This is a genomic window from Paenibacillus sp. 01T442, assembly GCF_056398345.1.
This window is the reverse complement of sequence record NZ_JBFTPF010000024.1, coordinates 52,395-68,525: the sequence shown is the minus strand read 5'-3', so window position 1 is coordinate 68,525 and position 16,131 is coordinate 52,395. Positions and strand designations below refer to the sequence as shown.

Here is a 16,131-nt window from a genome sequence, read left to right as displayed (position 1 = left end):
CTGCCTCTTTTCTTTGTTCCCAAAAGGTAGATGGACTGTCTGATTTTGTCGATTCAAACAAACCCATAAATTAATGAATGCTTAATAGAGGATTTTGCCAATTGGAGAAGAATACAAACCAAAATCAATAGAATAAATGGGAGACGATTACTTATGAGACTGAAAGAATATGTAATCAATTCCCTAATGAACTTAACCTCTGATGGGATTGTAATTGTTGATTTAAATGGCGTAGTGTTAGAGGTTAATACGAAATTTGAAGAGTTGCACGGGTGGACGAGGGAAGAGGCTATCGGGCAAGTATTGCCGATGACTCCTGATGAGTACAAAGAAGATGCGCTTAGACTATATCAATCATTAATAAACGGCGAGCAAATCAGGGATTTCGAAACTCTAAAACTTAGAAAAGATGGATCTACATTTTATGCGAGTGTAACTGTTTCTCCTGTGAAAGATTCAGATGGGGTGGTCATTGGATTTGTTGGTGTGGAAAGGGATATTAGCGAAAAGAAGAAAGCTGAAGAAACGATGATTAGGTCTGAAAAATTAGCTTTGATTGGTCAATTGGCTGCTGGTATCGCACATGATATTCGAAATCCATTGACTTCCTTGAAAGGGTTTGTACAATTACTTAAGTATAAAAATACAGACTATGTTGACGTTATGATGGAAGAACTTGAACATATCAATTATGTTGTCAATGAATTTATGATGCTAGCCAAGCCACATCTAAGTCATTACATAGAAAGCAGGGTAATAGAGCTTGTTCAGAGTGTCATTAGTTTCTTGCAACCGCATGCGCTTCTGTATAATGTTCAAATACAATTAGATATGGATCCAGAAATACCTGTCATAACTTGTATACCTGACCAAATCAAACAAGTATTAATTAATGTCTTGAAGAATGCGATAGAGTCTATGGAAAGTGGGGGGGAGATACAAATAACGTGCAGAAATCGATTGAATCAAGACTTGATTATTTGTGTTAAAGATCAAGGTATAGGCATTTCTGCAGAAAAACTAGCCCAGTTAGGTGAGCCATTTTTCACAACAAAGGCGAATGGAACCGGTTTAGGACTCATGGTTTGTAAGCGAATTGTGGAAGCGCATGGTGGTAAATTGTCTATTCTGAGCCTAATTAATCAGGGGACTACCGTTGAAATAGCACTGCCTATTAACTCAAGATATCATATATAAACAAATATTTTTAGCATGGGTTGACAATAGTGGAGAACAATAATAGTTTAAAACTTATAAAACACATTGAATTAATCGGAATTATAAGCTGACTGGTCATCCGGAAGCATGGATCATTGAATCCATGCTATTTTTTTATTCTTTGAAACTTACAAGCGGTGTGATGTACTTGGGGAAACTGGTTGAAATCGCACCTAGCGAGGAGCTGTTTCTCCATCCTTCCCATCCTTACACGAAGGGTTTGCTTTCTTCTATACCATCGATGGATCCCTCGCAAAAAAGAGCGTGGATCGAGATCGAAGGGGAACCCCCTTCTCCTGCGAATCCCCCGTCTGGCTTTAGATTTCACACGCGCTGCCCAGCGGCAACCGCAACGTGTAAAGAAGTGCAGCCCGACTTATTGCAAATCAGGGAAGGGCACTGGCCTGCCTGCCATTACCCTTTGTAAATCGAAGTAGTAAAGCTGCATGAGAAGGAACACGATGTCAGACAAACAAGCAAAGAAAGATGCAGGATGGAACTTCGACAACAGCTATTCGCAGTTGCCTAGTTTCTTTTATACCAAGATGAATCCAACTCCTGTAAGCTCTCCGAAGTTAGTTATACTGAATGCTCCATTGGGAGCAACCTTGGGGTTGGATGAGGATGTGTTGCGAAGGTGCGATTCTAACCCGTGYCGCCGCCAGTCATATTCGCTTTGCAAATTTTCAATATGCTTCGGAATTTGTCACGGTGGATGAGCTCCGAGCGCTTGCTGATTACACGTTAGCCAGACATTTCCGAGAGGCTGATGGTGCTGAGAACCGCTATCTAGCGATGCTGCAAGAAGTAACTAAGTGCCAAGCGCAATTAATTGTCCAGTGGCAGTTCGTTGGTTTTGTTCACGGAGTAATGAACACAGATAACATAGCGGTCAATGGAGAAACCATTGATTATGGTCCTTGTGCCTTTTTGGAAGCCTATGATCCAGAGACGGTATTCAGCACCAGTGACACGGAGGGCCACTATGCCTTTGGTAAACAGCCGGAAATGGCTGCTTGGAATTTCACTATATTTGCTGAAACACATTTACCCTTACTGCATGAAGATGAAAAGCAGGGTGCCCAACTGATCGCGGATGAGATTGCGCACTTTTCCGAGCAATATCACGCCAATTGGCTAACGGGCATGAGATCCAAATTGAGGATATTTAAAGAAGAAATAGAGGATGAATCACTGATTGAAGGAATTCTCAATTTGATGAAAACGTATCGTGCGGATTACACGAATACATTTCGTGCTTTAACTTTGGATCTGCCTGAGGATACGTTTATGAATGACAAATTCGATTTCAGGCAGTGGTATGAACGATGGCAGGCTAGATTAAGTAGTCAACATGAAACGAAAGCTGACTCGCATCTATTAATGAGGAAACATAAACCAGTAATCATCCCGCGTAACCATCCGGTAGAAGAAGCTTTAACATCCGCGGTCAATCAAGGAGACTACACGGTGATGGAGCGGCTGTTGGAGGTTCTTTCAAACCCCTTCGCATATTCACCTGAACAGGTTGATTATGTCAGTCCAGCTGATTTAACTGCCTGTCCTTACCGTACTTTTTGCAGTACTTGAGAATGAACTATATATTGCATCTTAATCTTATTAGTTAAAAATGAATGTAGGGCCTTACGATTTATCGTAAGGCTTTTTAGCAATATTGTTGCCTTTCATTTTCCTGTAATGTTCCTTCAAGAACGTGTATGTTACTATTGGAGAAACGACCATAACATACCGAAGGGAAATACTTATGGCCCAGCCAATGACTTTTGGTATAGCATTTTGAATTACAACACCTTTCTTTGTTGGCTTGGTTGCTCGAAAATTACATGATACCAAACAAGAAGGGTGTTTTCTGTTAAGTTGGCCATCCACAACAATTCGTTCATCTTATTATAGAGTTCTTCCTCGTTTAAGATGTATAATGGAGAAATACTTTGGTGGTTCGAAAGGAGTCACATGAAACTAATTGAATGGTTTTGGCAAGGGACTTCCTTGATCAGAAACATGAAATTGCAAAATAAACTAATGGTCGGATACTTGCTGGGGTGCGTCATACCGATGCTAGTCGTAAGCGTCGGAATTTATCGCCAATCTGTATCTGACTTGCAAGATTCCTCGCAGGAATTCGCTGCGTTATACACCTCACAAATCGAATCTTCCTTAAACAATCTCATGGTCGAATATGACAAAATCACAAAATCAGTTTTGGTCGATAGCGAAATGATCAATCAAATTGGGAAGAAACAAGAACTTTCCATCGATGAATTGGTTGCCCGTAAAGAATCTATTCAGCATATGTTGCTTCGTGTCGCGCTCCTTAAGCCAGAAATTGGAAGCTTGATGTTGATCAGCCATGACAACACCGTTTATCAATATACGAGCTCGACCAATGTGGTAGATGAAGCGACATTGTTGACACAAACATGGTACCAGCGTTCACGTCAATTGGAGGAAACATTCTTCATAACAGGTCTACATGATCGTTCTTATTATAGGGATAAAGGAGACGGCGGTGTCGTCACGGTAGGCAGAATGTTGTTACGTTCCGATGGCGCATATGCTGGGATGTTACTTATCGATCTTGATCCTTCCACTTTGCTGGAGTTGAACCAGGATTTCGACTCGGCTCGCGACAAATATGGAATCACTGTCATTATCAGCAATTCGTTAGGACAAACCGTCTATCATTCGGATGCCGCAAGCGGGCGTTTGACATGGAACCAAGTGCGGGAGACAGAAACAAACTACACACAAGACGCTAGTAACGCAGATCGGATTGTTGTTTCCGGCAGCACACAATTGGGGAAACTTATTGTAAAGACGGAGATCCCCCGAAAAAAGCTCTTGCTCAAAATAAGTAAAATTAAAGTGGTGACCGTTTACGTTTTGCTAACCGGTGTTCTAATAATGTCTGTGTTCTCATTCGGATTGAGTTATACGATTACGCGTCCGATTATTGCGCTGCGCAGAAACATGAAACAAGCTGAACTCGGACATTACTTGCCCATTGATAAAGTGCAGTCGAAAGATGAAATCGGCAATTTGGTCCATAGTTACAACAAAATGATTGTCACCATCCGCGAACTGATAGAAGATGTGTATTTGGCTGAAATTAAACGACGAAAGGCAAAGTTTTTGGCACTACAGAACCAAATCAATCCTCACATGCTGTACAACACTTTAGAGTCGATCCGAATGAAAGCGTTGGTGAAAGAGGAAGAAGAAATTGCGAGCATGATCAAGATTCTTGCCAAAATGTTTCGTCTGGCTCTCGGAAAAGAAGGTACTCGCCACTTGGTCAAGCACGAATTGGAATATACGGTAAATTATTTGCAACTACAAAACATTCGCTTTGATAACCAGTTTCAACTGGACATCCGTATGCCCGAAGAAATGACAACATGCCACATTATTCCGTTGGTATTCCAGCCAATTGTCGAGAATAGTGTAAATCATGGATTTCAAAATTATGGTCGTACATTGCATATTCGTATTGAAGGAGAATGGCAGGAGGGGGACTCGATGCGAATCCGCATTTCGGATGACGGTATCGGTGTATCACCTGATAAATTGGAGGAGATTCAAGCTCTTTTGGCAATCGCAAAGTCGGATAAATACAAGCTGGAGCAAGAAGACGAGTCCTCCAAAACAGGTCTCGGATTAAAGAATATAGCTGAGCGCATCAACCTGCAGTATGGAGACCGTTATGAACTATCTGTTCATTCGGATTACGGAAGCGGAACGACGGTGGAGATTTGTATCCCCATACAGAATGGTCAGGGAAAGGAATGATTGCATTGTGAAGTTGTTTCTAGTGGAAGATGAAAAAGGTTTAGTAGAAGGACTAAAAAAAATGATCTCCCGTTATATCCCGGAATGCGAGGTAATAGGTCAAGCCTACAATGGCATCGAAGGCGCCAAATTAATAATGGAGAGTCAACCAGACATTGTCCTGACGGATATTCGAATGCCACAAGCGGATGGGTTAGACATGATTCAATCGTTGAAAGATCAAGGGTGTCTGTCTAAGTTCATTATCCTCAGCGGTTATGCTGATTTTGAATACGCTCGCAAAGGCATGCAGTTAGGCGTTCAGTTTTATTTGAACAAGCCTGTAGAAGAGGATGAACTGAGCGATTGTGTTTATCGAGTGATGGCTACTGTTCGTGAGGAACAAGCCAAAACAAAGGAAATTGACCACCTTAAACAGGAGGTTCATAGCCGGTTGGCGGAAAATCTGCTAAGGGATCTATTGGATGCAGGAGGCGATCCATCCGATCACGAGGACGAGCTGCTGCGACTGATTGGGATGCCAAATGATAACATGAAGTACGTGTGCGCGTTGCTAGAATTCGAAAGTTACGTAGCCAGTTCGTTGCCTTCGGGTGTTTTCAAAGAATCCAGGTTGGAACAAGTATATTTCAAGATCGATCAAGTGTTAAAGCAATATGACAGAGTATACCGATTCCGATATGGAGGATCGCAACTTGCCGTCATCGTGATGCAAATGGGTAGCGTACTTGCGAGCGATGAACTGCATCATTCCTTTTATAGTCTAAAAGAAACTTTGCATCTCGAACAGAAATTGAATGTTACGATTGGTATCGGAACTGTTCAGGAGCGTACGGCGGGGATCAGCACTTCCTTTGAGGAAGCACGCCACGCATTGAGCTATATGCTCATCAAAGGAAAGGGATCAGTGATACTCTACTCAGAAGTGTTGCACATGGTAAAGCGACGTCTACCAGTTCCAGAGGAGACCATTATCAAGTTGGAAACCAATCTGGATAAAATGGATGAAGGTGGCTCCATGTCGATCATCCACGACATTTTCTGTCAGATGGCAGTCGAGAAAGGCTTGAGTCCCGCTGATCTCAAGCTGCAATGCTTGAACATTTTATTATCTAGCATCCGAAAAATGTCGTTCCAACCATGGCAAATGAATGATTTTTTGGGACGACATATACCTTCACTKGATGAAATGTCCCGGTTTCGAACACTTTCTGAACTGGAGGAGTGGATGATTGAGGTCGTCCGTGCGATATTGGCACTCAAACAAKAGTATAAAATTCCGGAGAAGAAAGATGTTATCGCCGAAATCAAAGATTATGTCGCGGCTCATTATGATGAATCCATCGGCTTGGCAGAGTTATCGGCACGTTTTTTCCTGAATCCTTATTATTTGAGCCAGTTGTTTAAACAGAAAACAGGCGATACGTATCTGAATTATTTGACGCAGATCCGCATTAATAAATCCAAAGAATTGTTAGAGAAAACGGAACTAAAAGTGTATGAGATTTGTCAGATGGTTGGATACGTAGACACGCAATATTTTTCCCGACTGTTTGAGAAAATAACAGGCATCAAGCCCAGCGAATATCGTAAAAATCCACCTCGAATCTGATAAGAGTAGTTGAAGGTAACTACAATCTGCGAAAAGTGGCAGCGTGAGTTTCACCATTGTAAACCGAGACGGATGACGTTAGACATTCAAGAAGCCCTATCCGCGACTGCAGTGGATTTGGGCTTCTTTGGCTATTTAATGATCTGATGCAGCCTGCGGAATTCTGTAGGAGTTGTAGTAGTATGACGCTTAAAGGCACGATTAAACAGGGCGACGGTCAAATAACCGACAAGTGTTGCTATAATTCGGTTCGACGTAATCCTTTTACAATTCTCGTAGCTTATCATTCCAAGCATCCGCGTTTAGAATCACAATTTAATGTATAGCGAAGGGGCTTTTTAAAATTCCCTATAAAATGACCTAGTAAAACCTTAAATTCGTCCCTTTGAGCGATTTTGACATCGAGAGTATAGTATTGTAAGCGTACTCATTAACCAATCATCAGGGGGATGCAAGAAAAGGAACAGGAGGAGAAGTTAGCTATGCCACATGGTCGGCGCGAATAGCTATATACTGTCTGGACATGCATACAACGAGAAAAATTGAAATTCATAGGAGGTATTAAGATGCTTAAAAGGTTAATGTCGGTTCTAATTGTTCTATGTCTGTTGATGTCAGGGGGGAATCTGGTTTTTGCTGCAGCTCCGGCAAACTTCAAGATTGTCGGTTATGTTTTTTCAAATGCTGATGTCAATGCGGTTCCGTACGCTAAGGTGACGCATATTAATTATTCTTTTGCTCGTCCTACGGCAACCGGGGGATTTAATATTGATAACCCTTCGAATTTTGCTGCTCTCGTTACAAAATCACGTGCCGAAGGGAAGAAGATCTTTTTAGCGATTGGCGGGGGGCAGCAAGTAAGTACGGATAATTTCGCAACTTTCGCTGCAAATCCCCAATACAGGACAGATTTTGTGAACAATTGTATGGATGTTATCAACCAGTATAGCTTAGACGGGATTGATATGGACTGGGAATTCCCGGCCGGCGGCGATAATCCGGCAAACTTTACCTTGTTGATCAGTGAATTAAGCACAGCTATCCATAATGCTGGAAAACTGCTTACTGCTGCTGTTAATGCTTACGGGCCAAATGCTGATGTTATTCTGAGTTCAACGTTTAGTTCTTTTGACTGGATTAATATTATGGCTTATGACAAAGGGTCTGATCCTGCCACCAAAGCCAATTATCAGGTAGCAACGACTGCCTTGAATTATTGGGCTGGTCGCGGATTACCAGCAAAAAAAACAGTGTTGGGTGTGCCTTTTTACAGCACTCCCAATTTTATCTCGTATAATGACTTAGTTCAAAATGATTCAGAGGCCCCCAATAAGGATTCTTCCACGTATAATGGCGTAGTTGAATATTATAATGGTAAAGCTCAAATTATTTCCAAAACCAATCTTGCGTTAAGTAAGGGCCTCGGAGGGATGATGGTCTGGGAATCCATGAAAGATACGAATGATGCCAGTACGTCACTCTTTTCCGCTATCAAAGATGCAATGGCTGCTTATAGCGGTGGCGGCATTGAAAAATCAACCTCTTATTCTGTAACAGCGGATACCTACGTCAGAGGCGGAATCTATGCATCTCAAAATTTTGGGACATCAACGACCATTGAAGTGAAAGATGCCTCCGAGGATTTCGTGAGAGAGGGATACTTGCAATTTACTGCAGCCAATCTAACGAATGTCACAAGTGCGAAGATTAGAATTTACGGGTATGCAGATTCAACTGCAACTGTAAGTGTATATGGGGTCAACAATAATAGCTGGACAGAGACAGGTATTAATTTTACGAATAAGCCTACTGCATCAACTTTGCAGTCTACGCAGACTATAGGTTCATCAGCCCAGTATTATGAATTTGATGTAACGAACTTTGTTAAATCTAAGGTTATTTCTGGAGATAGCCTCTTCTCATTTACTATAACAGGACCTCATATCACACAAAATGTAGGTGTTCATTTCAATAGTAAAGAGAATTCTGCCAACAAGCCGCAATTGGTCATTACAGCACCTGTACCGGAGACGGGTGTAAGCCTGAACAAAAACACGCTCGCCCTGACGGCTGGCAGTAAGGAAACATTAACGGCGACGGTAGAACCTGAGGATGCGACGAAAAGTGCCGTGACTTGGACGTCCAACAATGAGTCGGTCGCGACGGTAGGTACGGACGGCCTCGTGACGGCAGTTGCAGTGGGCACGGCAGTCATTACAGCAACGACGGCCGACGGCGGTTACACAGCAACGGCTACCGTAACGGTGACGGAAGCGCCGGTTGTTCAACTGCCGAATGCGCCGACGGGTTTAACAGCGCAATCGGCGGGTAAGACGAGCATTCAACTGAATTGGTCGCCTTCCGACGACACAGTCAGTTATGCGGTCTATCGCTCGACTTCGCAGACGGGAACGTATGCGAAGGTCAACAGCGATCTCGTTGTCGAGACGACCTATACCGATACTGGGCTTGAGAGCGGCACGAGTTATTACTATAAAGTAACAGCAATCAACGTGGCGGGCCAATCCGAAGCGTCTGCTTTCGCATTTGCGACGACGGACGGCTCTGGCACAAGCGGCGGAAACGGGAACAGCAGTAGCTCAAGCAGCAATACGGACAGAAACGGCAGCGCCCAAGTAACAGCCGGCACGATTACCGTTAAGGCGACTGCCGGCGCAAATGGTGCGATGCAGGCGACGTTGAAGGCGGACACGATGAAGCAAGCTGTGGCGGCTGCTTCGGACGGCAAGCTAAACATTGAGGTTCAATCGGATGTATCTGCACCAGGCAAGACAGAGGTGACGCTGCCGCTTCAAGAAGCGCTCGCTTCGGGCAGCATTTCGCACATCGCCTTGAGCGCCTCGGGCGCCACTCTGGTCTTCTCAGCGAAGCCCTCCGACGGTCTATTGCCGCCGGGAACCAAGGAAATGTCGGTGATCATCGAGAAGGTCGATACGTCTAAGCTTCCGGCAAGCGTACAAAGACAAGTCGGCAGCCATCCCGTGTTCGATTTTGATCTGATGGTCGACGGCACGAAGATCAGCCGCTTCGACAGCGCAGGATCGGTGACGGTCAGCGTTAAGTATAATCTGCAACAAGGGGAGAATGGGCATGAGATCGTCGTCTATTACATCGGCGACGATGGCAAACTTGTGATCGTCAAGAACGCGGAGTACGACGCAGCCAGTGGAACGGTTAGCTTCGCACCGCAGCACTTTAGTCACTATGCTGTCGGGTATAACCATGTAATATTGAGTGATCTCTATCAGGCATCGTGGGCGCGTACTATGATTGAATCGCTCGCCGCTCGCGAGATCATTGCGGGAACGGACTCCGGTTTATTCGAGCCGAACCGATCGGTTACGAGAGCGGAATTCCTAAAGCTGCTGCTTGCTGCTCTCGAGTTGAACGATGAGCGGGCGACATCAAGCTTCAAGGACATCAGGACCGATGCCTGGTATTACCAGGTGGTCGCGCTAGCCGAGAAGCTCGGCATCACGAAGGGCAAGGAGGACGGCACGTTCGGCGCCAATGAGACGATTACGAGGGAAGATATGGCGGTCATGTTGTCCCGTGCGGCGGCAGCCGCAGGCGTGAAGCTTGGCGGAACGGGAACGTCTGCGTTGTTTAAGGACTCCGCTGTGATCGCGGCCTACGCGGCCAATGCGGTGAATGAGATGAAGCTGGCCGGTCTAATCGACGGCTTCACGGACGGCACGTTCGGACCGAAGCAGCAGACGTCGCGAGCGCAAGCAGCAGCGGTCATCTACAAGCTGCTAGATCGAAATAAATAAGCATGAAGTAACAAGCCTCCGGCTAACCGGAGGCTTGTTTGCTTCATGGCGGTTCCCAATAGGAAGCGTCTTTAAAGCAATGTATCCGCGAAGGCCGTTCAGTCGTCAAAGAGAATGGTTCTTTCGACAACATATAGCGAAAGGTCTGAGGGTTTCTTTTAAATTTCCCTATAAAATGACCTAGTTAAACCTTAAATTCGTCCCTTTGAGCGATTTTGGCTTTGAGCGTATAGTTAGTAGTGTAAACATTATCCGTACAACAGGGGGAAGCAAGGTGAAGAACAAACATAGGTATGGAATTAAGGCTTATTGGCCGCTGTATGTGATGGCCCTTCCAGGGATTGCATTTCTAATTATTTTCAAATATGTCCCCCTAGCAGGTACTGTAATCGCATTCAAAGATTATTCGGTGTTTAAAGGCTTTATTGACAGTCCATGGGTTGGGTTAGCAAATTTCAATAAACTGTTTCATTATCCCGATTTTCAGCGAGTGTTTGTAAATACGATGATTCTCGGCTTTCTGCGAATCGTGATCGTGTTTCCAATACCTGTCTTGCTGGCACTTATGATCAACGAGATTCGTAAATCAGCTTTAAAGAAGGGGATCCAAACGACGCTGTACCTCCCCCATTTTTTATCGTGGGTTATCGTCTCAGGCATTGTTTTCGATTTTTTCTCTCTACAGGGAATGTACAACACGATAACTGAATGGTTCGGCTATGAACCTTCACTTGTCATGCAAGAGAGCGCTTACTTTCGTCCTGTTTATCTGTTGACGTCAATCTGGAGGGATGCAGGATGGGGAACGGTTGTATACATGGCCGCAATTAGCGCAATCGATCCCCAGTTGTACGAATCGGCGATGATCGATGGGGCCTCGAGATACAAACAAATTCGACTAATTACTTTTCCATTGCTTCTACCAACMGTGCTCGTGCTATTCCTCCTCGAAATTGGGAACTTTCTCGATTTAGGGTTCGATCAAGTGTTTAATTTGTTGACGCCAATGACGTATAGTGTGGGGGATATTCTGGATACGTACGTGTTCAGGACGGGGATCCAGCAAGCACAATATAGCTTTGCAACAACAGTAGGTTTATTCCAATCTGTGATTGGATTTGTCTTGATATACTTCTTTAATCGATTGTCGAAAAAAGTGTCTGACGGAGGGCTGTGGTAAACATGTTAGAATCTAGATGGGAAAAAGTATTTCGATCTGGCGTGACGACTTTGCTGCTCTTCATGTCCTTTATTGCTATTGTTCCGCTCTTAAATGTCATTTCGACATCATTTAGTTCGAAGAGCGCAGTAGAAATGAACCTGGTTACGATTTGGCCTAGGCAGTTCACTTTCTCTTCTTGGAGCCATATTATCGATCGTTTTGACTTGTGGAAATCGTTCTTTCTTACGCTGAGCACTACGGTAATTGGTACCGTATTAGCACTTCTCGTGACAGCATTATTTGCATACCCGTTATCGAAAACAGAATTCCGCTGGGGGCCAGCGATTATGGTTGGTGTGGTAATCGCAATGATTTTCAAGGCACCGATCGTGCCATACTTCTTGACATTACGTAGCATTGGACTGTATAACAACCCATTGGTTTTGATCGTTCCGCATATTCTGAATCCATTCAACCTGATCATCATGCGGACGTTTTTCAAGCAATTTTCGAAGGAGTTAGAGGAAGCGGCCCAAATTGAAGGGTGTGGCTACTTCCGTATGTTATTCCAATTTGTTTTGCCACTTTCCAAGGCGGTGCTGGCTACTTTGACATTGTTCTATGGCATCGTGTTATGGAATCAGTTTCAACATCCACTTCTATTTCTACAAGATACGAACTGGTTCCCGCTGCAGATTAAGGTGCGACAATTTATTACGGATGACAATGTTTTAATTCCAGCGAGAGCATCGACTGCCAACCTGGATTACAATGACCAAACCTTGCGTTCGGCTACTGTTATCTTTGCCATGATACCGATTATTGCTGTTTATCCATTCCTACAAAAATATTTTGTCAAGGGAGCCATGCTCGGCTCTGTCAAGGGTTAGATACTTTCCGGTTTTAAGGCTATTATAGCCTAAAACATACAGACAACAATTTAAGGGGGAAACAAGAAATGGCAATCAAAAAACTACTGGTTCTACATGTTGTAAGCGCTCTAAGTGTATTAGCTTTATCTGGTTGCACCACTGGGATGAAATCTTCAAACACGTCTTCAACACCAACACCAACAACACAAGTTCAAAGCGCGTCGCCCAAAGCAGAGGAAGTCGTCGATCTCGAAGTGTGGTATACGAATGTTGGCTTCAAACCGATTACTAAAGGCAGCAAAACTTATGAGTTTTATAAGAATTTGCTCGGTGTAGGTGTCATTCATCCTTACGTGGAATGGAACGGGGGTACCACGTACAGGGAGCAATTGAATCTTAAAATAGCAGCAGGCGAGATGCCCGATCTGTTCATGCCTTTTCAAGGTAATGAAACCAATTTGGCCAAGAACGATGCGATTGCCGATTTAACGGAACTGCTTCCGAAATATGCGCCAAACTTGTGGAATCTGATACCGAAAGATGTGTGGGACATCGTCAAAGCGAACGATCCTACGGGGCAAGGGAAAATTTACTATATTCCAAGTGTCGTGGATTATGAAAGAGAAGCTGGCCTCATTCGCAAAGATTGGCTCGACAAGCTTGGGTTGCAAATGCCAAAAACGCAAGATGACTATGTGAAGGTGCTTGAGGCATTCCGTGACAAAGATCCAAACGGTAACGGTAAGAAGGATGAAATTCCGACAGGAGGCCGTCAACAATTAACATGGATGAACCATTTATTTGCCATGTACGGCGTCGCGATGTCCGGGGGCAAGCAGGATTGGGATGTATATGACGGTAAATTGACGTATTCCGCCGTAACGCCGAACATGAAGGCAGCTTTAGAATTCGCTACAAAACTTTACAAAGAAGGACTTATTGATAAAGAAGCCCTGCTGAACGACAAAGCGAAGTGGGAGGCGAAAATTGACACCGGCTTGGTGGGGAACTACTACCATTGGGAAGAGACTGTCTTCGAGCGTTTAGAACCAATTTACAAAAACACCGGCGTGAAAGCTGATTTCTCTGTACTTCCGCTCCCCCAAGTCCAAGGCTATCAAGGCTTTTATTCCATCAAAAAAGTACAAAATCCAGTTTGGGTAGTTAAGAGCACGAAAGATCAAAAGAAGCTGATGGCTGTCATGAAATTGCTGAACAACATGTACGATAAGAAAAATTGGAATGCGCTTTACCTCGGCGTGGAAGGTATGCATTCTACKACTAAGGACGGCAAATCCGTAAGACTGCCGCAAGATAAAGGTACTCAGGAAAACCTTCCTCTCGTGCCTTATGAAGATGTAGCAACGGCAGACTTCTCAGCGCAATTGTTGAAAAATACAGCTTCCGACGATCGGAAGTGGGCAGTTGATCAAGGAATTCGAAACATACAGGAAGCACAAAAATATGCCAAGGCTATAGCTGGCGACGGTATGCCAGAAAGCGTCTACGATGGTTATCCCGATATTAGTAACCGTACTTTATTTGTGGAATATGCATCAAAGATCATTCTCGGTCAGTACCCAATAAGCAAATTTGACGAGTTTGTTGATAAGTGGAACAAATCTGGCGGTGATGAGGTCACGAAACGCGCTAGAGATTGGTTCGTGAAAGTAAAGAAATGAAATAATAAATGGTTAATTATGGATTTAAGTGTAGGGTAGGCGACTCTCGAAACTTTTCCGTACGGCACCGTTCTGCGGATGGTGTATGTCGTCATCGCCGGCAAACTGCTGACGATCGACGAAGCCGTCGAAGGCGAGGAAGACAACGCGGTGCTCGGCCGCCACCGGCGCAGGATCACCGCTATGCACTAACGCTGGCGGACTGAACTACGTCTGATGTAGGATGCCTGGCTTCTTCATGTCTGAACACGAACAGGAGGCGATGTAGTTCGGGCTAAACATAGTCATTAACTATGACAGCACGAAGAAGGGATTCAGATAAAACGCAACTTTTAACAGACAATGAAAAGGTGGTGTACGATTTCAAAGGCACAGTATCCCTTAATGCTCAGAAAAGTGACATTAAAGGAGAAAATCATGGAATTATGAGAATCCGTATCGTGTCTTGCATGCGCATAATTTTTAAAAAAAATTGAGAATTAATAGGAGGTAATAATATGGCTAAAAGGTTATTCACAGCACTATTTATTCTATGTCTCTTGATGTCAGGAAGTAGTATGGCCCTTGCTGCAGCTCCAGCGAACTTCAAGGTTGTCGGTTATGTTTTTTCTACTGCTGATATGAATGCGGTTCCCTACGCTAAGGTGACTCATCTTAATTACGCATTTGCTCGTCCTACGGCAACAGGGGGATTTAATATTGATAATCCTACGAATTTTGCTTCTCTCGTTTCACAAGCACATGCCCAAGGGAAGAAGATATTTTTATCTATTGGTGGCGGGCAGCAAGTAAGTACGGATAATTTCGCAGCATTTGCTACAAATTCTTCATACAGAACGGATTTTGTGAATAATTGTATTAACGCGATAAATCAGTATGGCTTAGATGGAATTGATYTCGATTGGGAATTCCCGGCAGGCGGCAATAATCCAGCAAACTATGCCACATTGGTAAGTCAAATGAGCACAGCCATTCATAATGCTGGAAAGTTGCTTACTGCTGCTGTTAATGCGTACGGAGCAAATGCTGATGTTATTCTAAGTTCAACATTCAACTCCTTCGACTGGATTAATATTATGGCTTATGACAAGGGTACAGGTGCTGCAAGTGCATCATACCAGGTAGCTGCAGACTCAGTGAATTATTGGAATGTTACCCGTGGGTTGGCAGCAAGTAAAATTGTATTGGGAGTACCTTTCTATAGCTCTCCAAACGCTATCCCGTATAAGGTTTTAGTCGCAAATGATTCACAAGCTCCAAATAAGGATTTTTCCACGTATAATGGTGTAGTTGAATACTATAATGGTAAAGCTACAATCACATCTAAAACAAATCTTGCGTTAAATGAGGGCCTCGGTGGAATTATGGTATGGGAATCCATGTCAGATACTACTGCCGCCAGTACTTCACTCTATTCAGCTATAAATGCGGCTATGGCTGCTTATAGTGGCGGCGGTGGATCAACCACTTATAGTGCCACTGCGGATGCCTACGTAAGAGGAGGAGCATATGCATCTCAAAATTTTGGAACAGATACTGCAGTTGAAATTAAAGATGCAGCTGGAGATTATCAGAGATTAGGGTACTTGAAATTTACTGCATCCGGTTTATCCAATGTAACAAGTGCAAAGCTTAGAATATACGGGTTGGCAGATTCGAATGCAACGATAAATGTATATGCAGTCGGTGATGATAGCTGGACAGAGACTGGTATTAATTTCAATAACAAACCTGTTATATCGACATTGCTGCAATCTACAAAGACTGTAACTTCAACATCCCAGTATTATGAATTTGATGTAACCAACTTTGTTCAATCTGAAGTAAGTTCTGGATATCAAATATTTTCATTTGCAATAACAGGACCTAATACAACCCAGAATATTGGTGTTCATTTCAACAGTAAAGAAAATTCTACAAACAAACCGCAATTGGTAATTACTAACTAGTCAAAGCGATTGTTGATAATGGGGGACTTGTC

9 protein-coding genes and 1 pseudogene are annotated in these 16,131 nt (G+C 43.7%); all 10 read left to right on the top strand.

Annotation, left to right across the window (positions count from 1 at the left end; genetic code table 11):
* The first annotated feature begins 153 nt into the window (after positions 1–153).
* The 10 genes and pseudogenes from AC1DLM_RS19090 to AC1DLM_RS19045 all read left to right on the top strand — a co-directional run bounded on the left by AC1DLM_RS19090 (position 154) and on the right by AC1DLM_RS19045 (position 16,099).
* On the top strand, positions 154–1,197 hold the full coding sequence (locus tag AC1DLM_RS19090) for an ATP-binding protein (protein ID WP_477570859.1): 1,044 nt from the start codon (positions 154–156) through the stop codon (positions 1,195–1,197).
* 124 nt (positions 1,198–1,321) lie between these two features.
* The gene (locus tag AC1DLM_RS19085; RefSeq protein WP_477570858.1) at positions 1,322–1,645 is read left to right on the top strand and encodes an oligopeptide/dipeptide ABC transporter ATP-binding protein; all 324 of its coding nucleotides are present in this window, start codon (positions 1,322–1,324) and stop codon (positions 1,643–1,645) included.
* A gap of 34 nt (positions 1,646–1,679) precedes the next feature.
* Positions 1,680–2,808, top strand: a pseudogene (locus tag AC1DLM_RS19080) (protein adenylyltransferase SelO family protein).
* Positions 2,809–3,192: 384 nt separating this feature from the next.
* Positions 3,193–5,028, top strand: a complete 1,836-nt coding sequence (locus AC1DLM_RS19075) for a sensor histidine kinase (RefSeq protein WP_441987233.1) — start codon at positions 3,193–3,195, stop codon at positions 5,026–5,028.
* Between the two features lie 7 nt (positions 5,029–5,035).
* Positions 5,036–6,640, top strand: coding sequence for a response regulator (locus AC1DLM_RS19070; RefSeq protein WP_477570857.1), 1,605 nt, complete (start codon positions 5,036–5,038; stop codon positions 6,638–6,640).
* A 566-nt stretch (positions 6,641–7,206) separates the two neighbouring features.
* Positions 7,207–10,434 (top strand): CBM96 family carbohydrate-binding protein, encoded by a 3,228-nt coding sequence (locus AC1DLM_RS19065; RefSeq protein WP_477570856.1) that lies wholly within the window; start codon positions 7,207–7,209, stop codon positions 10,432–10,434.
* A 274-nt stretch (positions 10,435–10,708) separates the two neighbouring features.
* Complete coding sequence (locus AC1DLM_RS19060; RefSeq protein ID WP_477570855.1) at positions 10,709–11,614, top strand: ABC transporter permease; 906 nt, start codon at positions 10,709–10,711, stop codon at positions 11,612–11,614.
* A 2-nt stretch (positions 11,615–11,616) separates the two neighbouring features.
* On the top strand, positions 11,617–12,486 hold the full coding sequence (locus AC1DLM_RS19055) for a carbohydrate ABC transporter permease (RefSeq protein ID WP_441987229.1): 870 nt from the start codon (positions 11,617–11,619) through the stop codon (positions 12,484–12,486).
* A 68-nt stretch (positions 12,487–12,554) separates the two neighbouring features.
* Complete coding sequence (locus tag AC1DLM_RS19050) at positions 12,555–14,150, top strand: type 2 periplasmic-binding domain-containing protein (protein WP_477570854.1); 1,596 nt, start codon at positions 12,555–12,557, stop codon at positions 14,148–14,150.
* Positions 14,151–14,647: 497 nt separating this feature from the next.
* The gene (locus AC1DLM_RS19045; RefSeq protein ID WP_477570853.1) at positions 14,648–16,099 is read left to right on the top strand and encodes a CBM96 family carbohydrate-binding protein; all 1,452 of its coding nucleotides are present in this window, start codon (positions 14,648–14,650) and stop codon (positions 16,097–16,099) included.
* Positions 16,100–16,131: the final 32 nt, after the last annotated feature.